We start from the raw sequence: 26,146 nt of genomic DNA, 5'->3' as shown, positions 1-26,146 counted from the left end.
GGGACATGGAACGTTTCGACGGTGACGGCGGGAACTGGGGAGGCCCTCCCTGGCCCGGCAGCCTGCGGCAAGAGTGCTGTCGGAAGCATCGCGACCTATAACCGGGTGAACCCCGGGAAGGGGAAGCGGGCCGGGTGGGCGTCGGAGGCGGCCGTAGTACTGCTTGAGCCGGACGGACAACACAACCGCCGGTGAGGGAAGGGCCGCTGCTTCGTCGATGCGTACTGCTGAAGTGGAGGGGCCCGGTGAGTGCCCGTGTGGCTAGTCCCGCCGTCGGGGGACGTTCTCCCTCGGATCCGGTCCGTGCCCTGCAGCATGCGCTCTACCGGGCGGCCAAGGCCGATCCCGGACGGCGGTTCCACGCGCTGGGGGACAAGGTCCACCGCAGGGATGTCCTGGCGCGTGCGTGGTCAATGGTGCGTCGTAACAACGGCGCTCCGGGCATCGACGCGGTCGATCTCGGGCAGGTCGAGGAGTACGGGGTCGCCCGGCTTCTTGATGAATTGGCCGCGGAATTGAAGGACGGCAGGTGGCGGCCGCTCCCGGCGCGCCGGGTGTTCATTCCCAAGCCCGGCACGGCGGAGCAAAGGCCCTTGTCGATTCCTGCGGTCCGCGACCGCATCGTGCAGGCCGCACTGAAGATCGTGCTCGAGCCGGTCTTCGAAGCCGACATGCTGCCGTGTTCCTTCGGGTTCAGGCCCAGGCGCGGTGCGCACGATGCCCTCCAGGTCTTGATCGATGAGTCCTGGCGGGGACGGCGATGGGTCGTTGAGACGGACATCGCCAACTGCTTTGAGGCGATTGACCACGAGAAGTTGATGCAGGCGGTCGAGGAACGCGTCTGTGACCAGTCTGTCCTGAAGCTCTTGCGCGCGATGCTGCGGGCGGGAGTCATGGAAGGCGGTCAGGTCCGCCGGCCGGTCACCGGTACTCCTCAGGGCGGGGTTGTCTCCCCGCTCCTGGCTAATGTCTTTCTGCACCGGATCGATCGGGCGTGGGAGACACGGCAGCACGGGGTGCTGGTCCGCTATGCCGACGATGCGGTGGTGATGTGCGCGACCCGCGAGCAGGCCGAAGCCGCTTTGGAACGGCTGACACGCCTGCTGGCTGACCTCGGTCTGGAACCGAAGGCAGCCAAGACTCGGATCGTTCACCTGGAGGTGGCAGGCGAGGGATTCGACTTCCTCGGCTTCCACCACCGTTTGGTGGCATCCCGGTCCCGCGACGGGAAACGCCCTGTGACCTTCCTCGCCCGCTGGCCCGCGGGCAAGGCCATGCAGCATGCCCGCGACCGGATCCGTGAACTCACGGAACGGCGCAGACTGCTGCTGCCGGTCAAGGTGATCGTGGAGGACGTGAACACGTTCCTTCGCGGATGGGCCGCGTATTTCCGGTTCGGGAACTCGGCTCATTTCTTTGACCAGATCGGTTCGTATGCGCGGATGCGGATAGGCGGATTCCTCGCCAAGAAGCATCGGCGCACCAGGAAGTTCGGGTGGGCGGTGGTTTCCTCCGCCGCTCAGGATTCCCTGGGCCTGATCGCCTTGCACGGGACCGTTGTTGCACCCAGGCCCTTCCGGGACTGGCGGGGCAGGCCGAATGCCGGTGGTGAACGGCGTCGGTGAGCCGTGTGCGGGAGAACCGTATGCACGGTTCGATGTGGCGGGGGCTGGAAACGGAGCGTACGTACTACGCCACCGCGCCAGCCCCCGACCCTACGGTTGGTGTGTTGAGGCGTCGGGTTTATGAACTGTCTGCTGGCCGAGGTGTTTTCTCAGTTCGGGCATGGTGAGGTCCCGGCGCGATGGTCGGGTTCTCCGGGGTCCTTCGGGTCGTGGGCGGGCAGGGGTTCGCCGGTCAGCCGGCGGGACGGGGCAGTGCGGCGTGGTCTTCGACGGTGGCATGCCCGCGGTGGCGGGCCTCCAGGAACTGTGCGGAACCGCCGCCGGAGTACGGGGTGTCGGTGAGGAACACCTGGTGTCGCAGGGCCTCTCAGGGCGTGGAGGTGGCCAACGCCACTGGAGTCGTACACATCCGGGATTCGAAGTTCCTGCCGGACCGGTCCTGATCGTCGCCCCCCACGCGTGGGCCGGGCTCGTTGGGATGGCCGTGGACCGGTCGGCCTGAGCCGTTCGCAACCCCGTGGGACCTGCCGCGCACCACCTGCGGCGGGTCCCACGCGTGCGTACAGACCCCCGGCCATCAGGTCGCGTCGTCCACGCCCTCCTCGCGGCGGATCATCCGCCATGCGGCGCGGCGGGCGCTGCGGTTGTGGGAGGACTGGAGGCCCTTGTCCGGGCGAAACCGCGCTGCGCGTCGTTCGGGTCACAGCGGCAGTAGGTGTCGGCGAGGTCGCTCGATTCGTCGATCTGGGTCTCACCGATGAAGGTGAACAATTCATTCGTGTCCAGACCGAGTTCGCCCTGATGGTCCTGCGGCTTTGCCTCGTGCCAGCCGCGTGGGTAGGACCGTCTCACGCCGCCGCCGGCATGCCCGGATCAGCCAGCCGGCCTTCTCCACAAGTAACTTGCAATTTCTTCACATTGTCTGACACCATCCCGCATCCGGCGTGCATTGAGCCGTCGCTGAGCTGGGGGGACCAGCCACGTGCAGATACGTACCTGCCTTCGTCGTGCCCTTAATGTCGTTCTCGCGCTACTCATCGCGTCGGCCGCCCTCTGGGTTGGTGCGCCGCCCGCGGCCGCGCACCGGGACGGGTGCCACCGCTGGCACTCCTGTCCGTCCGACACCGGGTCCTACATCTGTGGGGACCTTGGGTACTTCACCTACTGTGGCTACAGCTCTCTGCCGAGCTCCGGCTCCGGAGCCGAAGAAGCCGCCGACATCGAGGCGCCGGACCGGCCGAGGACCAAGAGCGCGAAGGCCGTGACCGGTGGCCGCGTCACTGTCATCGTGACCGCCGAGAAGGGATCGCGGATCGAGGTGCGGGACGCCGAGGACTCGGTCGTGAGCAGAGCCACGGCCACCGGCTCAGCGCAGACAGTCACCTTCAAAGCGAAGGACGGTGACCACACCTACTCCGTCGTGGCCGTCGATTCGGCCGACAATGCGAGCGAGGCGAGCGAGGAGTTCTCCGTAACCGTCGACGCGAGCCGGCCCGAGGCGGGCAAGCCGGTCGTGACTGCGGCCGACGCGGTGACGGGTGCGGTCCAGGTTTCCTTCGAAGCCGAAGCGGGCGCACGGTACGAAGTGAGTGTCGAGGGCCGCAAGGAACAGCTCAGCGGCACGGTCGGTGACGACGGCATGGTGCGGGACTCGCTCTGGCTCCCCAACGGTTCGTACCGACTCACTGCGCTGGTGCGGGACGAGGTGGGCAACCAGACACGTACAGAGGCCGCCGCCACCGTGTCGCTGGACAAGCTCCGGCCCCAGGTGCGCGTCCAGTCTCCGGTCGGCGGAGGAACGACGCAGGTCGAGGTCACTGGACCGCCCGGTGCGGCAGGCATCGTTTCCACCGAAGGCGAGTCCGAGTCCGTGCGGCTCGACAGCGACGGGCGCGCCGATGTGTCCATTTCGGTCGACGACGGTTCCCACCGTGTGCTGGTGAACCTGAATGACGCCTTCGGACGCGCGGGCACCGGGAGCTCCGGCACCTTCACCGTGGACACCATTCCACCAGCACTGAAGCTTGTGTACGACGCCGAACGTGCCAAGTACGGCGACGTAGTCCTCACCGTGACCGGCGAGCGGGGCGCCCGCCTGGCGCTGTCCGGCGCGGGCGAGAAGCGGACCGTCACCCTGGGTGCGGAGCGCCGGACCTTCCGCTGGCACGCGGCGCCCGGTAACCACAGGCTGATCGCCCGGCTTACCGACGCCCACGGCAACGTCAACCGCACGGATCTCACCCTCCACGTCTCGGACGACTGGACCACCGCACGGATCCGCAACGCCCTGCTGTGGACGGTCGGCGTCGTGCTGGTCCTGGTTCTCGGCGGGCTTCTGCTGTGGCGGCGGCGCAGAGCGGTCATCGCGTGGTGGGCCCGCCGGCGGGAGAACGCACGGATAGCCGCCGAGCAGCGTGCGGCCCGTGTCCGCGCGGCACGTCAGGAGGCCGATGCGCGCCGTCGCCGGGAAGCGCTCCGAAGTGCTCAGCAGGCATACGAGCGCGAACTGGCCGACTGGCAGCGAATCCGGGACAGGCTCGCGGCCGACCACGACTTCGTACGTCAACTACGGGGTACGGAGTACAGCGCGGCGGACTTCCGCTGGGGTGCGCGCAAGCGGGACGAGCGCGTGCTCCTGATCGCGTCAGCGTCGCTGGTGGAGGTCCGCACGCGACAGGGCATGAGCCATATGGAGAACACGTGGGTGGGCGAGATCGCCGTCACTGACAAGCGCGTCCTCTTCGCGGGTGTGGCCGGCCGACGGGAGTGGGCCTACGGCAAGTGGCTCCACCATGAACATCATGAGGGGACGGCCCGGACGCTGATCACGGTGAGCAACCGGCAGAAGACCTCCGGCATTGCGTATGCCTACGGGGAGGCTCCCCGGGTGAGGCTGGCGATCGACCTGGCGCTGGAGCAGGCCCAAGGTCGTCACGGCGAGGTGGTCCACGGGGCCCGCGCAGCACTGGAGGCCCATGACCGGAAGCGGCCCACGGCGCCGACGGGGGACTGACGGGACAGCTGGGGGAAGGCGGCGTCGGGCGTTTCGGCCGGACTTGGACTTCAGCAAGACCAGGTCGGCGCTCCGGCGCGCGCTTCCCCGCTGCTGAACGGCTCCGCAACGAAACAACTCGTGCCCCGGTTCTTTGCGAGCCATGTGCTCGACCGGCTGCCCAGCTGTCACCCGTGTGTATATGCACGGAAGGGCAACGCCCCGCATGCCGCCCATCATGTGCGGCACGCACGCATCGTCATTCACCAGCACGCGCTGGATCTGGACCAGTTGCCGGGTGGTCTGATTGCCGCGGTGAGTGACTTGGCTCGGCCGATGGCCCGCGACCGGCATGGGTGATCAGTGTCCTTGCTCGCCGACACGGGCAGCCTCGCTGCTCCCTTGATCCCCCCTCGGCAACCCAGGGAGCTGAAGTCCCGCGCGGCAGCCCCCGGGGGTGAGCAGCCCGGAGTGAAGCGGGACGAAGTCCCGGACCACCACGGCAGGGTGGACTTTCGGTCAGTGCTCCGACATTCTGTGCGGACCTTGATCGCGGTTCGGCGTCGATCCGCGAGTCCGTCCTCACCACTGTCCGCGAGTCCGTCCTTCGTGCACAAGGGGAACTCTCATGAGCTCGTCCCGCCTGCCCTCCCGCCGGATCGCCGCGATGTGCGCGGCCGTCGCGCTTGCTCTCCCGCTCAGTGCCTGTAGCAGCAGCGGTGATGGCGCGACCGTCAAAGGTGCAAAGCTGATCAAGTCCGGCCAGATAACCACCTGTACGCACTTGCCGTACGCACCCTTCCAGTCCGAGAAGGATGGAAAGGTGGTCGGTTTCGATGTCTCGATGATCGATCTGGTCGCCGAGGACCTGGGTGTGAAGCAGGTCGTCGTGGACAAGTCGTTCGAGACGATCAAGACCGGTGCCGACCTCAATGCCAGTGTCTGTGACGTGGCCGCCGCCGGCATGACGATCACCGACGAGCGCAAGCAGAATCTGGACTTCTCCGTCCCGTACTTCGACGCCACCCAGGCCCTGTTGGCCCGCAAGGGCGTCAAGGCGGCGACTGTCGAGGACATCACCAAGCAGAAGCTCAAGCTCGGTTCCCAGTCCTCCACCACCGGCGAGGACTTCGCCCATGCGCACGGTGCCGACCCGCAGTCCTTCGAGAGCTCCGATGCCGAGCTCAACGGACTGCGCACCGGCCAGGTCGATGTCATCGTGCAGGACTACCCGGTCGTGCAGAACTGGCTCAAGGACCCGGCCAACTCGGCCAAGTTCGAGATCGTGGGCAATCTCGACACAGGTGAGCAGTACGGCTTCGCGGTCCGCAAGGATGGCAACCCCAAGCTTCTCGCGGCGATCGACCAGGCCATCAAGGACGCGAAGTCCGACGGCACGTACAAGAAGCTGTATGAGCAGTGGATCGGGCCCATGCCGAAGGGTGTCGACGCCCAGTGACCACCCTGATCACCGGTAAGGACCGGGAGGAGACGGCTGGGCGGCCCCGGATGTCGCCACGCCGCCGTCGCCGGATCTCCCGCGGGGTGCAGTACGCCGTCTTCGTGGTCGCCGTGGTGGTCGTGGGCGCGCTCGCCGACTGGCAGCAGCTCCAGGAGCAGTTTCTGGACCTGTCGGTCGCCCAGCGGCTCTTCCCCGAACTCATCACGGTCGCGTTGCTGAACACCGTGGTGTACACGCTGACCGGCTTCGGCGTCGGACTCGTACTGGGCCTCGTGGTGGCCCTGATGCGGCTGTCGTCCGTTGCGCCGTATCGCTGGCTCGCGATGGCGTACATCGAGTTCTTCCGCGGTCTGCCCGCCCTGCTGATCTTCATCTTCGTCGGGGTGGGTGTCCCACTGGCCTTCCCGGGGATTGTCTTCCCCGGGGAGACCTACGGGCAGGTCGCCTGCGCCCTCGGTCTGGTCTCCGCTGCGTACATGGCGGAGACCATCCGGGCGGGCATCCAGGCCGTACCGCGCGGCCAATTGGAGGCGGCGCGCACGCTGGGCATGTCGCACGCCACCGCGATGCGGTCGATCGTGATTCCTCAGGCCTTCCGGATCATCGTGCCGCCGCTCACCAACGAAATGGTCCTGCTCTTCAAGGACTCCTCGCTGGTGCTCTTCCTGGGTGTCACACTTCAGCAGCGTGAACTCACCAAGTTCGGGCGCGACTTGGCCAGTACGACGGCCAACACCACCCCCATTTTCGTCGCGGGCCTGTGCTACCTCCTGGTCACTGTCCCGCTCGGCTATCTCGTACGGCGCCTCGAGGCCCGACATGCACAGGCGAGGTGATCACGGGATGGCGGACATGACTGCGGCGATCGAGATCCAGGGGCTGCACAAGTCGTTCGGCGACGTCGAAGTGCTGCGCGGTATCGACTTCACGGTCGCGCCCGGCGAGGTTGTATGCGTCGTCGGACCCTCGGGGTCGGGGAAGTCGACCCTGCTGCGCTGTGTGAATCTGCTCGAGGAGCCGACCAGCGGCACGGTCACCGTCGGCGGTGTCGACATGACCGATCCAGACATCGATCTGGACGCGATGCGCCGACGCATCGGCATGGTCTTCCAGCAGTTCAACCTCTTCCCTCATCTGAACGTGCTGGACAACCTGACGATCGCTCAGCGTCGGGTTCTCGGACGCGGCAGGGAGGAAGCCGGCCGCATCGCCCGAGAGAACCTCGCCAAAGTCGGACTGGCCGACCGCGAGGACAGCTTCCCCTCCCAGCTCTCCGGCGGCCAGCAGCAGCGTGTGGCCATCGCGCGGGCCCTGTCGATGGGGCCCGGGCTGATGCTCTTCGACGAGCCGACCAGCGCGCTCGACCCCGAACTGGTGGGCGACGTACTGGGGGTCATGCGCACCCTGGCCGACGAAGGCATGACGATGATGGTCGTCACCCACGAGATGGGCTTCGCCCGTGACGTCGCCGACCGCGTGGTCTTCATGGACGGCGGCCGAGTGGTGGAGGAGGGCGCCCCGGAGGATGTACTGGCCCGGCCGGAGCACCCCAGGACACAGGCCTTCCTCGCCCGGGTGCTGCACCCGAACGCTGTGCAGCCCGAGGCCTGACACATCCGTACGGGTCCGCTGCTCGAGCCGCGACTTACCGCCTCGTCACGGACACGGGGTGAGCCGCGGCAGGCGGGACTGCGGCCGCGCCGGACAACGGCGAGCGGCATTGATTGCGGGTTGCCTCGCGGTGGACAGCGGGCCTGCCGTACGAGAGCCCCGGCTCACGGACACGTCAAGAGTCCCTGGCTCCGGACGCGTGTCAGGGACCGTCCGGAGACGGCCCCTGACATTGTCCGGTGATTGCTTCTCGCTACTTCTGCAGCTCGACCGTGAAGCCGTGGCCCGTGGAGACGGACGGCGTCTTGATCTCCGTGACCCCGGTCGCCGGGTCCGTGTACCAGCCGGACTCGGCAGAGGCGAGCGCCGTCGCGGAGTTCAGTCGCTGGAGGCGGCCTCCGTTCGTGACCACCTGCGACGGTGCGTCCTTGCCGTGCACGGTGAATCGGTACGTCCGCGTGGCCGGCTTCCCCTCGTAACTTCCGATGCTCGCACCGACCTTGATGGTGGTGCTCGCCCCTCCGTTGGCGGGTGCCTGCACGCGTACGCGTTGTGTGGCCGAGGAGCCCTCGGCGAACTTCCGGGTCACGCCGTCGTCCTCGTACAGGGTGTACGTGCTCGTGCCCTGCGGGTACAGGTCGTAGTCCAGCTCGCTCCGGTCCCGGTTCTGCCAGGACGTCGTGCCCTTCGGCCACATCGGCACGATGGAGCCGCCCTTGACGAACAGGGGCAGGGTGTCGATCGGGGCGTGGTAGCCGTTGACCGTGGTCGGGCCCTCGTACGTCTTCCCCGTCCAGTAGTCGGTCCAGGTGCCCTTGGGCAGGTAGATGCCGTCACGGGTGTCGGAGTCCTCGTAGACCGGAGCGACCAGGAAGTCGGAGCCCGCCAGGTACTCGTACTTGGCGTTCGCGCCCAGGGTCTCGGGGTCGTCCGGGTACTCCAGCCACAGCGGGCGGACCGAGCCCACGCCGGTCTTCGCGGCCTCGGCGGACAGGGTGTAGAGGTACGGCAGCAGGCGCTCCCGCAGCTGGAGGTACTTGCGGTTGATGGAGGTGTACGGTTCGCCGTCCACCCACGGCTGTTGGTTGATCTTCTTCTTGGTCGTCAGGTCCGTCGCCCAGCCGTCCATCGTCATCAGGGCCGGGAGGAACGACTTGGCCTGGAGGTCGCGGGCGTACATCTTGGCGTCGTGGCGGTAGATGCTGCCGACGTCACCGGTGTTGTAGGCGATGCCGGACATGGTGGCGCCGGCGTACGTCGGGATCTGCCAGCGGACGAAGTCCCACGACAGGGACTGGTCGCCACTCCACAGGACACCGCAGCGCTGCGCGCCCGCCCAGGAGACGGGCAGCCAGACGAATCCGCGGGCGTCGCTGTTCTCCTCGATGCCGGACTTGGCCTTGTCGCAGGCGTCGAGCGCCATGCCGTATCCCTGGCCGACCCAGGCGACGTCCAGCTTCGCGACCCGCTGGCCGGCCTTCACCTGGTCGGCGAGCTTGTCGAGGCCGTTCTGGGTCCACAGGCCCAGCTGGGCGTTGTGGTCCTGGAGGCCTTTGGCCGTCTCCGGCAGGTTCTCGTAACCGCAGCCGTAGCCGTCGTTGACGAGCATCCAGCCCAGTGGCATCTGGTTCTGCGTGTAGCTGTCGGCGACCTTCAGTGCGTCCAGGGTGTGGCGCTCGCCCTGGTTGGCGTTGTGCAGGTAGCAGTCGGCGTCACCGGGTTCGAGGCCGTAGACCGGCGGCATGAAGGGCTTGCCGACCAGGGCGGTGTACTTGCCGATCACCTTCTTCGCATCCCCGATGAAGTAGTACGCGTCGAGGCGTCGTTCCTGCTGGCCCGTCTGGACCGGGGAGCCGAAGTGGTAGACGCCGGGTGCGAAGGTGTTGCGGTAGACGCCGTAGCCCGCGCTGGAGAGGTAGAAGGGCTGGGAGTTGTTGTAACCGCCCTCGTTCCAGTTGGTGTTGTTGGCGACGTACACCGTCTTGTCGCGGTGCGAGAAGCTGCCGTTCTGCTCGCCGCCACCGAAGAACTGCTCGTCGGCGCCGCGTTCCAGACTCTGCCGCATTCCTCCGGTGGACCAGCGCAGGGGCTTGTCCTCCTGCCAGATCCGGGTCCGGTTGTCGGCCTTGTAGAGGCCGAAGCGCAGCGGCTTCTTGTAGACGCGGAGCACGGCGTCGGGAGAGCGGATCCCGTAGTAGTCGCCCTTGTCGAAGGTGCTGGTGTGCTTCTGCAGGGTGGGTTGCCTGCGGATGATCGCCGCCCCGGCCGGGTCGGTGAACTCCCCGGACGGCGTGGCCTGGAGGCGTAGTTGACCATCGGTCAGGAAGTCGACCTTCGCCTTGAGTTCTCCCGCCTCGATGGAGTAGCTGCCGTCGCCCCCGTCGAAGGAAGTCAGGTTTCCCGAGTCGGTCGTCTCCGGCAGGTACGCCGTGCCGGTGAAGGAGTTGTCGGTGACGTCGTACGGCACGACGATCACGTGGTACGTCCCCTCGGCCCGGGGGATCACCGTGGCCTCGGGGTCGGCCGTGCCCGCGCTGGAGGCGACCTGCTTGCCGACGGAGTCGTAGATGTACATGTCGAAGTCCTCGGCGGGCTTCTGCCACTCGATGGAGATCGGCACCCCGCCCTCCGGGTTGTCGTCCCAGTAGCCCTCGGGCGTCGACACGGTGAGGTCGAAGCGGTCGCAGACCTTGTTGTCCGGGTCGTCGGCGGCGGGCGGACACTCCTTGGGGCCGCCGACCGTCCCCTTGGGGTAGACGGGGCTCTGCCAGGTGACGCTCTTGTGGGCCTCGTCGAGCACGGCGCTCGCGGGGGTGGCCGCGTGGGCTGACTCGGCCGGGGCGCTGAGCATGGCGGCGGCCAGGGCGGCGACGAGCCCCGTCGTGGCCAGGGCGGTCCAGCGGGACCGGTGTTGAAGTCTTCGCACGGGATGCATCCCTTTCGAACCAAGCACTGGATGTTTGCAAATGCTTGAACATGCGTGAGATCGCGCAACTTCTCGCGCGAGGATTCACCCTCATGCGGGTGCATGTCAACGGTCCGGGGTGGGGTGGTCGGTGTCGCCGAAAGGGCGGTGCGTCGGGGGAGTTCACCCCCCTTGTGGTCAAACATGCTTCGCTGTCTGCCTCTTGTGACCGTCAAAGTGTCGAGATCGGTCGTGATTGACGCCTGAACCTTCACTCGACATCCCTATAGTGGTGCCGCGTTGATCGTGGGTCCGCAACGCGAAGCCGCCGCCACAGGAGTCAGTTCGATGACGCGCCCCTCTTCCGCCGTGCCCGTGCCCGACCCCGAAACACCCACCGGCGGCGGCTGCCCTGTGCGGCACAGCTCGGCCGCGGTGCCACTCAGCGGTCCCGAATTCCATACCGAGCCCCAGGCCCTCTACCGCACCATGCGACGTGATCACGGGCCTGTCGTGCCCGTCGAGCTGCCCGGCGGTTTCCCCGCCTGGCTGGTCATCGGATACCGGGAACTCCACCAGGTCACCAGCGACGGCGAGTTGTTCCCCCGGGACGTCGGACTCTGGAACCAGTGGGAGAACATTCCCGAGGACTGGCCACTGCTCCCGATGGTCGGCCGTCCGATGCCGTCGATCTACTTCACCGCGGGAGCCGAGCACCGCCGCCACGCCGACATGGTGGGGCCGGCCCTGGAGGGTGCCGACCCGTTCGAAATCCGGCGCCACTGTGAGGAGTTGGCCGACCGGCTCGTCGACGCCGTCTGCACGCGGGGCACGGCCGATCTGGTGGCCGAGTTCGCCGAGCCGCTGCCCGTCCTGGTCCTCGCCAGGCTCGTCGGCTTCCCGGACGCGGAGGGAGCGGACATCGCACAGGTGCTCAAGGACCTCGCCGACGGCGGTCCCGAGGCGCAGAGTGCACATGTGCGGTTCGGGGAGCACATGCAGCGGCTGGTCGCGGCCAAGCGTGCCGTGCCCGGAGACGACGTGACCTCCAGGATGCTGGCGTACGACGAGCCGTTCACCGACGAGGAATACGTCCTCGACCTGATGGCCATCACCGCCGCCGGACATCTGACCACCGCCGACTGGATCGGCAACTCCCTGCGGCTGATGCTCACCGACGACCTGTTCGCCGACTCCCTCTCGGGGGGACGGCACAGTGTGGCCGAGGCGATGAACGAGGTCCTCTGGGAGGAGAGCCCGACCCAGATCCTCGCCGGCCGCTGGGCCTCCCGCGACACCCGGCTCGCCGGCCGGAACATCCGCGCCGGGGACATGCTGCTCCTCGGCCTGGGGGCAGCCAACTCCGACCCGCACGTACGGCAGCGCATCGCCACCGAGGGAATGTCCGGCCAGGGCGGCAACAGCGCCCACCTGGCGTTCAGTTACGGCGAGTACCGCTGTCCGTTCCCCGCGCAGGAGATCGCCGAGACCATAGCCCGGACCGGTATCGAAGTGCTCCTCGACCGGTTGCCCGACCTCGACCTCGCGGTGCCCGCGCAGACGCTCGTCCGGCGGCAGTCCGCCTTCCTGCGCGGGATGACCTCGCTGCCCGTCCGGTTCACGCCCGTACGCATGACAGGAGACTTCTCTTGAACTGTCCTCACGCCGCATCCCACGAGCCCACTACGGGGGGCGGGACCGTGGTCATCGACCCCATGGTCCAGGACCTGGACGGGGAGACGGCGCGCCTGCGGGACGCCGGGCCGCTCGCCAGGATCGAACTGCTCGGGGTCCCTGCCTGGACCGTCACCCGGCATGCCGAGGCGCGTCAACTGCTCGTCGACCCACGCCTGGTGAAGGACCTCGATGCCTGGGGGCTTTGGCAGAGCGGTGCGGTGACGCATGCCTGGCCGCTGATCGGCATGATCGATGCGGGACGGTCCATGTTCACCGTGGACGGCGAGGAACACCGGCGGCTGCGCACCAAGACCTCCCAGGCGATCACACCACGCCGGCTGGAGGCCATCCGCCCGGACATCGAGAAGTTCACCGAGGAGCTGCTGGACGCCCTGGCCGAGCAGGGCAAGGACGGTGTCGTCGACCTGAAGTCCGTGTTCGCCCAGCCGCTGCCCATGCGGGTGGTCGGCATGCTGATGGGTGTGGACGAAGCCGAACACCCCATGCTGACGAGGAGGTACAAGGCCTTCTTCTCCATGCTCACCCCGCACGAGGAGCGGCTTGCCCTGCTTGCCGAGCTGGACGTCTTCTACGCGGCGCTCGTCCGCAGGAAGACCGCGCAGCCGACGGACGACCTCACCAGTGCGCTCATCCTGGCCGAGGAGGGCGGAGAGCCGCTCACCGAGGAGGAAGTGGTCGGCAACCTGAAGGCCATGGTGGCGGCAGGCCACGAGACCACCATCGGGCTGATCCTCAATGCGGTAAGGGCCCTGCTCGCCCACCCCGACCAGCTGCGCATGGTGCTCGACGGCGAGATCCCGTGGGAGACGGTGATCGAGGAGACGCTGCGCTGGGACACCCCCACCACCCATCTGCTGATGCGGTTCGCGACGGAGGACATCCAGGTCGGCGACCAGGTGATCGCCAAGGGGGAGGGCGTCGTCATTTCCTACCGGGTCATCGGCCGCGACGTCGAACAGCACGGCCCCGACGCCGACGCCTTCGACATCACCCGGCCCACGCCGATCCGCCACATGACCTTCGGTCACGGCCCGCACATCTGTCCCGGCGCGGCGCTCTCCCGGGTCGAGGCGGGGATCGCCCTGCCCGCGTTGTTCGGCCGCTTCCCCGGGCTGAGGCTCGCCGTGCCGGACGAGGAACTCCGCAAGCTGCCGGTGATGACGCAGAACGACATGGAGTCCTTCCCTGTGCTGCTGAACGGCTGAACAGGGAGAGCGCGGGCCGCCCGCCGTCGTCCCGCATCTCGGGGTGACGGGGGCAGCCCGCACAGAACTCAGTGTTCAGGTGCGGAATCTGACTGTGTGTCGACCACCGAGGGTCGTGGGTTAGGGTTTCTCGTAGGTCATGAGTTCCAGTGCGCAGCCCCGGCTGGCTGGACGGCACCCCGCTCCGCTGCGGGTGCTCCGGGTGACGACCTGCCCCGTGCACGACGTACGGGGAACAGCGGACCACCAGGGTGTGAGCGGCCGGGGTCCACGATCCCGGGAAGGCGATTCCTCACCATGCTTCCTCACCCCTTCCGTACCGACGGATGCTCCCGGTACAGCCCCGGCCATCATCTGCACTGGATCTACGCCAAGAAGTGCAGCCAGGAGCCGGGCCAGGCCGTGGAACTGCTGCTGACCTCGGACGATGTCCGTGACGATGGGTGGGTCGGCCTGCGCCCCGCGTTCGACTACGCCGAGGACCTGCCCGATGTGTGGATGCATGCTCCGCATGCGCTCCAGGAGCTCCTTGCCGAGCACCGGGGACGGGTGTACTGGCTGCCGCGGTGGCATGCCCTGCGCATCGAGCACCAGGGCGACGCGGCGGTGGGGCTGGTGAACGTCGGCTTGGAGAGCGGGGCGCTGTGCGCCACCGATGCGCCTGGTTCGCGGCCGCCTCGTGGGGGCGTCACGTACGGCTTGTAGCCGCGCACCTCGTGCGGCGGATTGCCCGGCGGTCCGCGGGCCGGGCCACCGGTTCGCTCTGCGACTTCGGGCGGATGCTGCCGAGGCGCAGGACGTCGCGAGCGCGGGTCATGGCAACGACGAGCCTCGCCCTGATCAAGGCCCTCGTCGACGAACTCTCATGCTCCGGCGCCAGGCCCGGCCGTCCGGATGCCCCCGGCGTGTCGCGCTGCACACGCCGGGACCTCAGGCCGGTCACCCGGCCGTTCGTTCGGCGGGGGCCGCCGCCACGCCCGAGGCGTCCCCGAGCCAGCCTCGTTCGCGTGCCAGCAGCGCGATCTGGAAGCGGGTCCGCGCGCCGAGGAGTTCGGCGGTCTCACTGATGTGCTTCTGGATCGTCCGTCGGCTCAGCCCCAGGACCCGGGCGATCGCGTCGTCCGTCAGACCCGCGCACATCAGGGAGAGGATGTCGCGCATCCGCCCCGTAGGCCGGCCGTCCGGTTCCGCCGCAGTGATCGGCGGCCGACCGGGGCCGCTGTCCAGCGACACCGGGGTCGCCCGTTCCCAGACGCTTTCGAAGAGCGCGGTGAGCACTTCGAGAAGCGTGGCCGAGTGCACGATGAGCGAACCCGCGGACGGGTCCTCCTGCCGCAGCGGCATGATGCCGGCCGTCATGTCGAACACCACCAGTTTCATCGGGAGCCCGGCCAGCAGCCGTAGCTCCCCGCCCCGGGCTGTGCCGCTCAGGGCGGTGCGCAGCGAAACGGTGTCCGTCATCCCGTCGGTGTCGTACACCGACCGGAGCCGCACCCCGTCAGGCACCGGCACCTCCGGGGTCGGCCGCCCGTCCGAAACAGCTGCGAGGTCAGTCGGCACCGAGGTGCGGTCGAGCACCGCGGACCGGGTGACGTACGGAGGTTTGGCGAGGTGGAGCACCTCGTGCCGACTGGACGCGAGCAGCTGCGCGTAACGCACCCCCACCTGCTCGGCGCTCTCCACCACCTCGAACAGGTCGGAGGTGACCCGACGGTGCGACGCCGAGCGGTATGCCTCGTGCAACCGCTCCATGTACAGCTCCGCCCGCGCCAGTTCCTGCCGCCTCTGGGCCAGCAGCGAACCGAGGGTGGAGCGGGGCGGGCCCGCGCTCCAGCGCGTGGGCCGGTCACCGACGCGGATGACCAGGTGCTCGTTCTCCAGTGCCTGCAGGGCGCGTTCGGCGGCAGCCGGTGTGGCCCCGAGCGCTTCGGCAACCGCCTCGCTGCTCAGCTCCGGCTGCGTGACCAGGCATTCGAGTACCCGGCCGGCCAAGGGGCCCAGACCGGTCCCGGCCCACGGCACATCCGACGACACCGCCACAGCTGTCCCCCCTTTCGGCGTGCTGGCGAGGCCGATCGTACGCGGCGGAGTCGGCCGGAGGGATCACGCGCGCGTTACATCACTGTACGACCGGTGCGGAACCGTTCCGTTCATGTCTGTTCCTGTTCACATCTGCGCAGTTGCGCGGACCCGCACTCCGGACCTCCTTGTCCGGCGGATCGCGCGCCGGACAGGGTGATCACAAGCCGCCGACGCGGCGATGCGTCGAAACCTGTTCGGATATTCAGGGCCCAGTCGAGACATGTCGGCACGTGGGAGACATTCATGCCACAGCTCAACCCCGCACCGCTGCGCGGCAGGCGGAACTCCGGGCTCGTCGCCCCGCTCGGCGCCGCCGCCCTGCTTGCGGCGGTGACACCGGCCCGGGCGGCCACACCCGACGCGACGCCCGTCGCCGAGGTGGTGCCCGGCACGATCACCGGGACACATGCCGACGTCAACGCCGGTCTTCCGGTCCTCCGTACGCCTCCGCGGACACCAGCCGACGGGTCGTTCGGATCGACGGCGCGACCAGCGACACCGATCTGGTGACACGGTCCCGCCCCGCTGGGAACTGCGGCTGAGCCGCACCACCTACGGCGGCCGCCGGACCCCCGCCGGTGGCCGCCCCCGACTTCGATCGTCCGACCTTTCGTCGGAACAGGTGAGTTGGTGCCGCGGCGCCACAAAGGTCCATGTCTTTGCCGCATGGCCAAGCGCTCGCACACCGCCTTGTCCGACAGCAGGAAGGCCGACAGCGCCGGCGATGTCCTGGGGCAGCCCGAGCCGCTTCAGCCGATGGCCGGCCGCGGCCCCATCTTTCGCTGCCCTAGCAGAGGGCGGTGACACAGTCCGTCCCGACCACCGCCGGTGCGAGCGCGACGACCTACACCCGCGTCGCATCGCACACCGTCACGTCGGAGGCACTCCCAGCCTCCGGTTCCCCACCCCCGCCGGCCGTCACCACACGTCCGGACAGAAGGAGATACAGCAGTGCCGAACAACTTCCTTAACAACAGGGCCACGTCGCCTCATGAACCCCATCCCTCCCTTCGTGGAACCTCCACATATGGGCGCGTCGCGGCAACCGCGGCCGTCGCTTTGGCCGCGCTCATCGTTTCGGCCCTCCCCGCCTCGGGCACCGTCTCCGCCCCGGTCGGCACGGACCAAGCACTACGGCAGATAACGGCGGAGCCCCGACCCGGTGCCAGGTCCGTCGCGCTCTCCCCCGCGCAGCGCAGGAAGCTGCTCGAGGCTGCGACCGACGCTCGTGCCACCACCGCCCGTTCCCTGAAGCTGGGCGATCGGGAGGAGTTGATACCCAAGGATGTCGTCAAGGACGCCGACGGCACCGTGCACACCCGCTACGAGCGCACCTACGCCGGCCTGCCCGTCATCGGCGGCGACCTGGTGGTCCACGAGCAGGGCGCGGCCCGTACCGTCACCAAGGCCTCGGACGCGAAGGTGTCGGTGCCGACGACCGAGGCCGCCGTCACGGCTGCGACGGCGAGGAAGTCCGCCCTGGCCGCCGCGAAGACCAAGAAGACCGAGGACGCGGCCCCGGACGGCTCACCGAAGCTGGTCGTCTGGCTCGGGGACGGGAAGCCCACGCTCGCCTGGCAGTCCGTCGTCAGCGGCGTCCAGGAGGACGGCACCCCGAGCAGTCTGAGCGTGGTGACCGACGCCACGACCGGCAAGCAGCTCCAGAGTGTCGAGCAGATCCGCACCGGCACGGGCCACAGCCAGTACAGCGGCCAGGTGGAGGTCGGCACCGTGCACAACGGCAGCCTCTACGAGCTGACCGACCCCGAGCGCGGCGGCCACAAGACGTACGACCTGACCGGCGTCGGCGGCAACGGCGTTCTCGTCACCGACGACAACGATGTCTGGGGCGACGGAACGACGGCCGACCGCCAGACCGCGGCCGTGGACGCCGCCTACGGCCAGCGGCAGACCTGGGACTTCTACCACGACCGCTTCGGCCGCAACGGCATCGCCGACAACGGTGTCGGGGCCGCCTCCCGGGTCCACTACGGCGACGCATACGCCAACGCCTTCTGGAACGACGGCTGTTTCTGCATGACCTACGGCGACGGCCTGAACAACGCCAAGCCGCTCACCGAACTCGACATCGCCGCCCACGAGATGACGCATGGCGTCACCTACGCCACCGCGAACCTGACCTACTCCGGTGAGTCCGGCGGCCTGAACGAGGCCACCAGCGACATCATGGGCACCTCTGTGGAGTTCTTCGCCGACAACCCCGCCGACGTGCCCGACTACATGATCGGCGAGCTCGCCGACGTCCGCGGCACCGGCAAGCCGTTGCGCTACATGGACCAGCCCTCCAAGGACGCCTCCGTCAAGGGCACCTCGCAGGACTACTGGACCCCCGAGACCAGGAAGCTCGACCCGCACCTCAGCTCCGGCGTGGCCAACCACTTCTTCTACCTGCTCTCCGAGGGCAGCGGGAAGAAGACCATCAACGGCGTCGCCTACGACAGCCCCACGTACGACGGCCTGCCGGTCGTCGGTCTCGGACAGAGCGACGCGACAGCCGTCTGGTACCGGGCGCTGACGCTCTACATGACCAGCAGCACCGACTACGCGGGCGCCCGCGCCGCCACCCTCCAGGCGGCCGCCGACCTGTTCGGCCAGACCAGCGACGCCTACGAGGCCGTCGGTAACGCCTGGGCGGCCGTCAACGTCGGCGCCCGCTATGTGAACCACATCGCCGTGATCGCCCCCTCCACGCGGAAGTCGGCCGTCGGCCAGCCGACCAGCCGTCAGATCGAGGCGACGAGCTCTCGGCCGGGCCCCCTGACGTACTCCGCGGACGGGCTGCCCAAGGGCCTTTCCATCAACGCCGAAACGGGCCTGATCACCGGCACTCCGAGGAAGGCCGGAGACTTCGCGGCGGCCGTCACCATCAAGAACTCCCCGACGGTCAAGCGCACGGTGCGGTTCGTGTGGACCGTCCTGGACTCCGGCGGTGACTTCTTCGTCAACCCCGCCCGTTTCGACATCCCCAACTGGAAGTCCATCGAGTCACCGCTCATCGTCAGCGGCCGCAAGGGCAACGCCTCCAGTGACCTCAAGGTCACGGTCGACCTCTACCACCCGTGGGTCGGCGGTCAGGTGATCAGCCTGGTCAGCGAGAACGGCACGGAGATCCCGGTCAAGGACTGGTACTGGGACACCGGCGAGGGCGAGCTGCACACCACCTACACGGTCGACGCGTCGGCGGTTCCCGCCAACGGCACCTGGAAGCTGCGGGTCCAGGACGACACCCCCGGCATCTTCACCGTCGACCCCGGCTACCTCGACAGCTGGAGCCTCACCTTCTGACCTTTCTTCTCCACCACACCGCCCACACCCGCCGCGCCCGGTCAACCGGGCGCGGCGGTACGTATTTCTCCCTGCCGGCGGCCGGTCGGCGAGGCTGGGGTGATGGGCTTCCCGAGCGCGTTGGTCCCCGGTGTCGATGGCGTGGCTCTCCTCCTGGTGCCGGCGTACTCACCCCAGGACGGCCGGCGCCCTCTATGTGCCGCTCTGGGTGACCGGTCCGCGCGCGGCGCTCACTCCGCGCGACCGGCGATTCGACCGGCGCCGGGCATGACGTGAATCAGCACCTGTGCAGACTTCCGGAAGCACGGCAACCATTTCGCAGCCCGGCGGCAACTACTGCCTGAGCGCCACTCCCCACCCGCACGGGACGGTTCAGGCCATGACAGGAAGGACGACCGCTTCGCCGGGTACCCGCACAGCGGACCGGGTGCCGGATCCGCGAGCAGCGACCGGCCGCAGCTCACGGACGACCAGGCCACGGGGCAGGAGATCGCAGACTGGCTGGGCAGCTGGACGCCGTCGGCCTCCTGAAAGGGGTGTCCGCGCTGCGCCGACCCGTGTGCTCGCGGCCGCGGGCGGCCTATCGTGGGGGTGGGCCGCCCCGCCCCGGCACTCGTCCGGTACAACCGTGTCGAAGCGCTTCGACACCGCCTCTGGACACGCTCTGCGAGCGGAGCTACTCTCGCACTGCTGTGCATGTCACAGCCGGGAAGGGGTGCAGTCGAAGCGCTTCGCCCTTTGCTCTTGATCCGCTGTCGATCTCTTGTCCGTGCCCCTCGATCCACTGTCGTCCTGTGATGGAGAGCTGAATGGTCACCCTTGCCGAGGTCGCCCAGCACGCCGGAGTGTCCGCGAGCACGGTGAGCTATGTCCTCAGTGGGAAGCGGTCCATCTCCATGTCCACCCGGGAGCGGGTGGAGCGAAGTATTCAGCAGCTCGGGTACCACCCCAACGCCGGGGCCCGCGCCCTCGCGAGCAGCCGGTCCAACATCATCGCGCTCATGGTGCCGCTGCGCACCGACATGTATGTGCCCGTGATGATGGAGATCGCCATCGCCGTCGCCACCACCGCCCGCACCCACGGATACGATGTCCTGCTCCTCACCGGGGAGGAAGGTCCGACGGCGGTGCGGCGGATCGCGGGCAGCTCGCTCGCCGACGCCATGATCCTGATGGACGTGGAACTGCAGGACGAGCGGCTGCCGCTGCTGCGCGAGACCGACCGGGCCGCCGTGCTGATCGGCCTGCCCGCCGACACCGACGGACTGACCTGTGTGGACCTCGACTTCGAGGCGACCGGAGCACTCTGCGTGGAACACCTCGCCGGGCTCGGACACCGCGAGATCGCTGTGATCGGCGAGGCGGCGGCGGTGTACGAGCGGCACACCGGGTTCGCCGAGCGGACGGTGGACGGCGTGCGGGCGAAGGCGCAGGAGGCAGGGGTGCGGGTGCTGCACCGGTCCTGCGAGGGCGGGTACGCGGCGATGGCCCAGACCCTGGCCCGGATCTCCGACGAACGGCCCGGCACCAGCGGGTTCATCGTGCAGAACGAGGCGGCCGTCGAGCCGCTGCTCAATCTGTTGCGGCAGCAGGGACGGGCGGTGCCCGAGGACGTGTCGGTGGTCGCGATCTGCCCGGAGCAGGTGGCCTCCCAGGCCTCGGTGCGTCTCACCTCGGTCGCCATACCGGCGCAGGAGATGGGGCGGCGCGCCGTCGAGCAGGTCGTGGCGAAGCTCGGCGGGCGTGGGACGGACGAAGTCGAGTTGCTGGCACCGGAGTTGACGGTGCGAGCGAGCAGCGGTCCAGCGCCACTCGGCTGAGCTGCGCGCACGAGTCGGACGAGCCGGCCCCCCGCGGGGGCCGACTCCTTAGCGTTCCCTGCGAGGTGCCGAACGCGCCGACGTCGCCGTGGGCTACCGCGGCCTCAGAGTGAGGACGCGGTCCACGCCGGCCGTCAGGTCCAGCAGGGTCACGGGAGTTCCGGCGGAGGTCTCGGTGGGGTCGGGTGTCGCGCCATCGGTGAGGGTGCGCCCCTCGCCCGTACGCACATCGACACGGGTGTCACGGGTGGGGCGCAGGACGGCCGTGGCGTGACCGTCGTCGGTCCAGGACAGGTCCATGCGGGCGCCGAACCGGGTTCGTACACCGCACAGTTCGCCGGCGGGATACGTGTCGGGAAGCGCGGGCAGCAGGATCAGCCGGTCCGACGTGGACTGGACGAGCATCTCGATGACCACCGCGGGCAGTGCATGAGCGGAGTCCGCGTTGTAGACATTGCGGGACGGATAGTGCGAGCTCATCAGCGAGTGGTGGAAGAAGTCGCCCTCCAGCACGGCATTCAGCGCGTCCAGGACCCGCACACCGTCCCGCAGCCGCGCAGCGATCAGCGCGTGGTGCAGATGGCCGTGGGCGGAGTCGTTCTCCGCACCGCGCAGTTCCAGTGCGCGGTGTGCGGCGTCCGCGAGCTCCGGCGTGTCGTACGGGTTGATCGCGGCCAGCGGCCACACCGGGTAGAGATGGCTGAGGTGACGGTGGTCGTACGTCTCCCGCAGGCCCGGCCACGCCCATTCGGCGAGCGCCCCGTCCTCATTGACGCGGAACCGGGGGAGACGGTCGGCGAGGACGCGCCAGCGGGCGGCGGCCGGGTGGCCCGGGGAGCGGTCGGCGGCGGCGGTCAGGGCGTGGTGGGCCGCCGCGATGTCCATGGTGGCGTTGACCGTTCCCCAGCTCGCGTTGGCCGGTCGGTTCTCCGGTGAGTACGAGGGGACGATGGTGAGGGTGCCGTCAGGGGCGTGGCGGGTGAGGAAGTCCTCGTAGAACTGGGCCGCTTCGGTGAGTGCTCCGGTCAGCCACGGGTCCGTGACGCCGGTGGTCTCGGCATGTTCCAGGAGCGGTTGCAGCAGCCAGTCCGCTCCCGCAGTCCACAGATGATGCGGATAGGCGCGCTGGAAGTGGTAGTTGTGGCCGGACTCGCCGTCCGTGTGGGTCGGGGCGACGATCCCCCGGGTGCCGAAGATCGCGCGGGCGTTGTCCCGCCAGTCGGCGAGCTGGCCGCGGACCAGACCGGCATGGGCTTCCGACACCTCCGGCAGCCCCGCCGCGGCGGCCGAGGCGATCTGGAGATTGAGATTGGCGTTGGTGGTGAACGCACCGGACCAGGCCGTGTTCCAGTCGCCCGTCCACAGGCCCGTCAGCCGGGGCGGAAGTGCTCCGGAGGCGGAGAGCAGGTGGTAGCGGCCCGCCGCGAAGAGGCGCTCCAGGAGCGCGGGACTGTCGGGGCGGCGTATCAGCTCGCTCCCCGGCAAACCGCGTTCGCCGGAGTCGGCGTGGAGGGTGAGGGCGGCGCGCTCGTAGGCGGTGCGGTGCAGCGGCCGGTGCCGGGCGAGCAGCGTCGCATAGTCGGCGTACGGCAGCGCCGCCCACTCCTCGGCGAGGTCCAGGCTGCCTGCGTGGCGCCGCACCCGGGTCAGTAGGAGCAGACTTCGCGCGCCCTCGACGCGGATGCCCTCGCCCGACACCGTCACGGTGCCGCCGTCCGCCCGGGCCACGGTGACGCCGGTGAACGCGAGATCGCCGTCCGGGTAGCCCGCACGCAGCGCCAACTGGGCGCCGTCAGGAGTCAGTACGGTACTGCGGCCGATGGCGAGGCGCGGCGGCGCACCGGGCAGTGCGTGGTCCAGGGTCAGGTCCACGACGAGCCCGAACCCGGTGATGTACTGGACGATGACGTCGTCGGCCCGCGAGACGAAGACACGGCTCCGCCAGTCCTCCTGCGAGGCGCGGATCTCCCCGGTGGTGAAGTCGACGGCGCGGCGGTAGCCGGCCGTCCCGATGGAGCCGGAGACCGGGGCGGGAGCGCGACGTACCCGGGTCTGGAACGCCGGGTGGAACGGCTGCACCCACAGCAACGGGTGGCCCGCTCCGAACTGCTCGGCCGCGGTGACGTCCCCGGCCAGGAGCGCGTCCTGGAGGCGTTCCAGCCGGTCGGCGAGCCGGGGCGGGCGGGCGTGTTCCCTGCCGTTGGGGCGGACCAGGGTGTGGTGGTTGACGATGACCCGGTCATCATCAGGGTCCCCGTACACCATGGCGCCGTGCCGGCCGTTTCCGCTCAGGAAGGCGTCCTCCCAGCGGGCCGCGGGACACGGTTCCCACGTACCGTCGCACTTCCGGGCGCCTGCCTCCCTACCGTCGCTCATGGTGTGATGCCTCGCAGCACGGCCACGCCGTAACGGCCCAGCTCCACAAGGCCGTCGACGTCCGCCCCGGTCAGCAGATCCACGTGTGGGCCGGGGACCGGCACGGTGACACTGCCCCGCCCGTGGTGCAGCAGGAACAGCAGCTCGCCGCGGCGGACCGCCTCCACACCCTTCGGCAGCCCGGCCAGCACGGGCCCGGCCCCCGTCTCTGCCGCCACCCGGCCGAGCAGGGCGCGCAGCGCCTCCGGTTCGGGCAGCGTCGACACGTAGTACGCGCGGTCCCTGCGCAGGACCGCGGGCAGCCCGTCCAGCTCGCCGCCGCGGTACGCGGAGATGATCTCCGTACCCGGCTCCGCCTCCAGCTCCTCCGACCAGACACCTGCCCGGAAGCCGTCGCACTCCACCGTCGTGTCCGCGTCGAGCGGCCACCACTCGTGGAGCGTACGGATGCCGAACAGCTCGCGCAGCCGCTCGTCCATGCCGCCCGGTCTGATCCGGTCGTCCACGTCCGCGACCCCGCTGAAGAAGCCGCAGACCAGCGTCCCGCCGCCGCGCACATAGCCGACGAGGTTGTCGATCGCGGTGTCCGACAGCAGATACAGCTGCGGCACGGCCACCATCCGGAACCGGCTCAAGTCGGCGTCCGGGCGGGCGAATTCGGTGGCGGTTCCGGTCTCCCACAGGGCGCGGTGCCAGCTCTGCACCAGGTCCGTGTAGTCGAGGAGCGCGGAGGGCCGCCCCTCCTGCCCGCTCGCCCACCAGGAGTCCCAGTCGTGCAGGATCGCCACTTCGCCGGGCACGTCCGTGCCGCTCACCGCCGCGCCGATCGTGGCGAGTTCGGCGCCGAGCTGCTTGATCTCCCGGAAGGTACGACCGTGCTCACCCGCATGCGTGAGCATCCCGGAGTGGAACTTCTCCGAGCCCTGCCGGGACTGCCGCCACTGGAAGTAGCAGACGGCATCGGCGCCGCGCGCCACGGACTGCAGTGACCAGAGCCGGTTCAGGCCGGCCGGCTTGGGATGGTTGACGCCGCGCCAGTTCACCGCTCCCGCGGCCTGTTCCATGAGCATCCACGGCCCGGCGGCCTGCGAGCGCGTCATGTCGGCGAGCATCGCGTTGTACTGACCGCCCTGCGGGTCCTTCGGGTCGGGGTAGATGTCGACGGAGACGATGTCCTCCTGCGCCGACCACGCCCAGGCGTCCTGGCCCGACCACAGCGGCATGAAGTTGGTGGTCACCGGGATGTGCGGGGTGTGCCGGGCGACGATGTCCCGCTCGGCCGCGTAGCACTCCCTCAGGGCGTCGGACGTGAACCGCTTGAAGTCCAGAACCTGCGTGGGGTTCTTCATGTATTGCGCCTTGCGCGGCGGCAGGATCTCCGTCCAGGTGTCGTAGCGCTGACTCCAGAACGCCGTTCCCCACGCCTCGTTGAGCGCCTCGACGGTGCCGTAGCGGTTCCGCAGCCACCAGCGGAAGTGTGCGGCCGTCTCGTCGCACCAGCAGTACGTGCAGTACTCGTTGTTGATGTGCCACACGGTGAGCGCCGGGTGGTCGGCGTACCGCGCCGCCAGGTCCTCGGTGACGGACGCCGCGTAACGGCGGTAGACCGGCGAACTCGCGCAGAAGTGCTGCCGCGATCCGTACCAGACGACCGAACCGTCCTCGGCGCGCGGCAGTGTCTCCGGGTGCTTCACCCCCATCCACGGCGGCGGGGACGCGGTCGGTGTGGCGAGCACGACGCCGATGCCATGGGCGTGCATGAGATCCATCAGGCGGTCGAGCCACCCGAACTCGCGTACACCCGGGCGGGGTTCGATCCGCGCCCAGGAGAACACCCCGAGGGTGACGGTGTTGACCCCGGCCTCCTTCATCAGCCGTGCGTCGTCCTCCCACACCTCCTCGGGCCACTGTTCGGGGTTGTAGTCGCCGCCGAAGAGAATGCGGCCACGGGCTGCGTCGCGCAGGGACGGCATGGAGTTCTCGTTCCTCATTCAGGGTCTGCGTACTGGATGCCGCGGCCGTTGGTGCCCAGGTAGACACGGCCGTGGACGCGGGGGTCGCCGGTGATCGCTTCGCCGGTCCAGCCCCACTGGTGGCTGTCGTCGTTGATCCGGACCCAGGTGGTGCCCGCGTCGTCCGAACGCAGCACCGCCACCCCGTCGAACGTGGCAGCGACCCGTCCGGTCTGGAAGATCGCCGGGTAGCCGGCGTGGACCGGGCGACGCCCGGACGCGCCGCCCCTGACCGGCGCGGCAGCACCGAAGCCCAGCGCGTGCGAAGCCTGGCAGCCCGCCACCGCAGTGAACGTCATGCCGCCGTCCACCGACCGGAACAGCCCGTCGTGAACTGCACATCCCCGGACGGGAGCCCGGTCGCGCCCCGCGTGAAGGTCGCACCGCTGTCCGTGGAGTGCAGCAGTCCGTCGTGGCGGGTGCCGAGCCAGAGGTGCTCGCTGTCGCGCGGGTCGACGCGCAGCCGCTCTCCGGCGCCCCGGCCGTCCTCGTTCGCCCCGAGCCGCACCGTCAGATCCGCCCGCGCCCAGGTCGCCCCCCGGTCCTCGGACCGGAGTACCGCACCCGGTCCGGCCCACGACTGGGCGTACGCACCGAGCGCGAGATACAGCCGGTCCGGGTGGGCCGGGTCGACGGCCAGGGCCTCGACACCCAGCAGATTCCAGTCGTCCCAGCCCAGCTGGTCGGTGAGCGCGGTCCAGCGGGCCTGCCTGTCGTCCCACCGGTACGCCCCACCGATGTCGGTACGGGCGTACGCCAGGCCCTTGACGGCCGGGTGGAACAGCAGCCCGGTGACAAATCCCGTGCCGCCGATCGCCGCCGTGCGCCACCGGTGGGGCTCGGCGCCCCGAGTCCCCTGCGGCCTGCGTCGGCCGGCGGCATGGGCGGCGGCGGGGTCCGCGACCGGCAGGGCAACGGCCGCAGCCGCGACAGCTGCTCCCGCCAGTACGGTGCGACGACGGGGCGTGGGCGCGGACGAAGCGCGCATGGCGAACACCTTCCGGTGGAGGAAAGGAGAGCGGGAGAGAGGGGGCGCGGTGAGAAGAGGGCGT

The 26,146-nt window shown here is 69.2% G+C and carries 17 protein-coding genes, 1 pseudogene and 1 riboswitch; of the genes and pseudogenes, 11 read left to right on the top strand and 7 right to left on the bottom strand.

Annotated features, from left to right (window positions below; genetic code table 11):
- Nucleotides 1-257 precede the first annotated feature (257 nt).
- Entirely contained in the window at nt 258-1,625 is a 1,368-nt protein-coding gene (ltrA, locus tag OG972_RS07095; protein ID WP_266979310.1) for a group II intron reverse transcriptase/maturase, read from the top strand.
- Between the two features lie 612 nt (nt 1,626-2,237).
- On the opposite strand, the gene OG972_RS07090 is transcribed toward ltrA, so the two are convergent.
- Nucleotides 2,238-2,477, bottom strand: coding sequence for a hypothetical protein (locus OG972_RS07090; RefSeq protein ID WP_266979308.1), 240 nt, complete (start codon nt 2,475-2,477; stop codon nt 2,238-2,240).
- A 130-nt stretch (nt 2,478-2,607) separates the two neighbouring features.
- Here OG972_RS07090 and OG972_RS07085 point away from each other — a divergent pair, with 130 nt between their 5' ends.
- The 4 genes from OG972_RS07085 to OG972_RS07070 all read left to right on the top strand — a co-directional run bounded on the left by OG972_RS07085 (nt 2,608) and on the right by OG972_RS07070 (nt 7,690).
- Nucleotides 2,608-4,638, top strand: coding sequence for a hypothetical protein (locus OG972_RS07085; RefSeq protein ID WP_266979306.1), 2,031 nt, complete (start codon nt 2,608-2,610; stop codon nt 4,636-4,638).
- Nucleotides 4,639-5,245: 607 nt separating this feature from the next.
- A complete protein-coding gene (locus OG972_RS07080; protein ID WP_266979304.1) occupies nt 5,246-6,076 on the top strand; it encodes an ABC transporter substrate-binding protein in 831 nt (276 codons plus the stop codon).
- A gap of 50 nt (nt 6,077-6,126) precedes the next feature.
- Nucleotides 6,127-6,915, top strand: a complete 789-nt coding sequence (locus OG972_RS07075) for an amino acid ABC transporter permease (protein ID WP_266990318.1) — start codon at nt 6,127-6,129, stop codon at nt 6,913-6,915.
- Nucleotides 6,916-6,922: 7 nt separating this feature from the next.
- Entirely contained in the window at nt 6,923-7,690 is a 768-nt protein-coding gene (locus OG972_RS07070) for an amino acid ABC transporter ATP-binding protein (protein WP_323135853.1), read from the top strand.
- Between the two features lie 253 nt (nt 7,691-7,943).
- On the opposite strand, the gene OG972_RS07065 is transcribed toward OG972_RS07070, so the two are convergent.
- The gene (locus OG972_RS07065; RefSeq protein WP_323135852.1) at nt 7,944-10,616 is read right to left on the bottom strand and encodes a TIM-barrel domain-containing protein; all 2,673 of its coding nucleotides are present in this window, start codon (nt 10,614-10,616) and stop codon (nt 7,944-7,946) included.
- 327 nt (nt 10,617-10,943) lie between these two features.
- Here OG972_RS07065 and OG972_RS07060 point away from each other — a divergent pair, with 327 nt between their 5' ends.
- From OG972_RS07060 to OG972_RS07050, 3 genes are all read left to right on the top strand, one after another.
- Nucleotides 10,944-12,248, top strand: coding sequence for a cytochrome P450 (locus OG972_RS07060; protein ID WP_266979302.1), 1,305 nt, complete (start codon nt 10,944-10,946; stop codon nt 12,246-12,248).
- 62 nt (nt 12,249-12,310) lie between these two features.
- On the top strand, nt 12,311-13,498 hold the full coding sequence (locus OG972_RS07055; protein WP_266990314.1) for a cytochrome P450: 1,188 nt from the start codon (nt 12,311-12,313) through the stop codon (nt 13,496-13,498).
- A 135-nt stretch (nt 13,499-13,633) separates the two neighbouring features.
- Nucleotides 13,634-13,743: riboswitch (SAM riboswitch) on the top strand.
- A gap of 52 nt (nt 13,744-13,795) precedes the next feature.
- On the top strand, nt 13,796-14,203 hold the full coding sequence (locus tag OG972_RS07050) for a hypothetical protein (protein ID WP_266979300.1): 408 nt from the start codon (nt 13,796-13,798) through the stop codon (nt 14,201-14,203).
- Between the two features lie 234 nt (nt 14,204-14,437).
- Here the strand turns inward: OG972_RS07050 and OG972_RS07045 are convergent, their stop codons facing one another.
- A complete protein-coding gene (locus OG972_RS07045; protein ID WP_266979298.1) occupies nt 14,438-15,538 on the bottom strand; it encodes a LuxR C-terminal-related transcriptional regulator in 1,101 nt (366 codons plus the stop codon).
- 285 nt (nt 15,539-15,823) lie between these two features.
- Between OG972_RS07045 and OG972_RS07040 the strand changes: the two genes are divergently transcribed.
- The 3 genes from OG972_RS07040 to OG972_RS07025 all read left to right on the top strand — a co-directional run bounded on the left by OG972_RS07040 (nt 15,824) and on the right by OG972_RS07025 (nt 20,706).
- Entirely contained in the window at nt 15,824-16,090 is a 267-nt protein-coding gene (locus OG972_RS07040) for a hypothetical protein (protein ID WP_266979296.1), read from the top strand.
- A gap of 549 nt (nt 16,091-16,639) precedes the next feature.
- Complete coding sequence (locus OG972_RS07035) at nt 16,640-18,886, top strand: M4 family metallopeptidase (RefSeq protein ID WP_266979294.1); 2,247 nt, start codon at nt 16,640-16,642, stop codon at nt 18,884-18,886.
- An 809-nt stretch (nt 18,887-19,695) separates the two neighbouring features.
- Nucleotides 19,696-20,706, top strand: coding sequence for a LacI family DNA-binding transcriptional regulator (locus tag OG972_RS07025; RefSeq protein ID WP_266979292.1), 1,011 nt, complete (start codon nt 19,696-19,698; stop codon nt 20,704-20,706).
- Nucleotides 20,707-20,799: 93 nt separating this feature from the next.
- Here the strand turns inward: OG972_RS07025 and OG972_RS07020 are convergent, their stop codons facing one another.
- The 4 genes and pseudogenes from OG972_RS07020 to OG972_RS07005 all read right to left on the bottom strand — a co-directional run.
- Nucleotides 20,800-23,082, bottom strand: a complete 2,283-nt coding sequence (locus tag OG972_RS07020; RefSeq protein WP_266979290.1) for a glycoside hydrolase N-terminal domain-containing protein — start codon at nt 23,080-23,082, stop codon at nt 20,800-20,802.
- The gene (locus OG972_RS07015; protein WP_266990312.1) at nt 23,079-25,055 is read right to left on the bottom strand and encodes a beta-galactosidase; all 1,977 of its coding nucleotides are present in this window, start codon (nt 25,053-25,055) and stop codon (nt 23,079-23,081) included. The genes OG972_RS07020 and OG972_RS07015 overlap by 4 nt, the downstream gene beginning before the upstream one ends.
- Before the next feature lie 14 nt (nt 25,056-25,069).
- Nucleotides 25,070-25,393, bottom strand: coding sequence for a hypothetical protein (locus OG972_RS07010; RefSeq protein WP_266979288.1), 324 nt, complete (start codon nt 25,391-25,393; stop codon nt 25,070-25,072).
- Between the two features lie 68 nt (nt 25,394-25,461).
- Nucleotides 25,462-26,082 (bottom strand): annotated as a pseudogene (locus tag OG972_RS07005) (1,4-beta-glucanase); the annotation flags it as partial.
- Nucleotides 26,083-26,146 lie beyond the last annotated feature (64 nt).

Source organism: Streptomyces sp. NBC_01669 (genome assembly GCF_026339735.1).
In the GTDB taxonomy this organism is placed as follows: domain Bacteria; phylum Actinomycetota; class Actinomycetes; order Streptomycetales; family Streptomycetaceae; genus Streptomyces; species Streptomyces yanii.
This window is presented reverse-complemented; position numbering and strand designations above follow the sequence as displayed.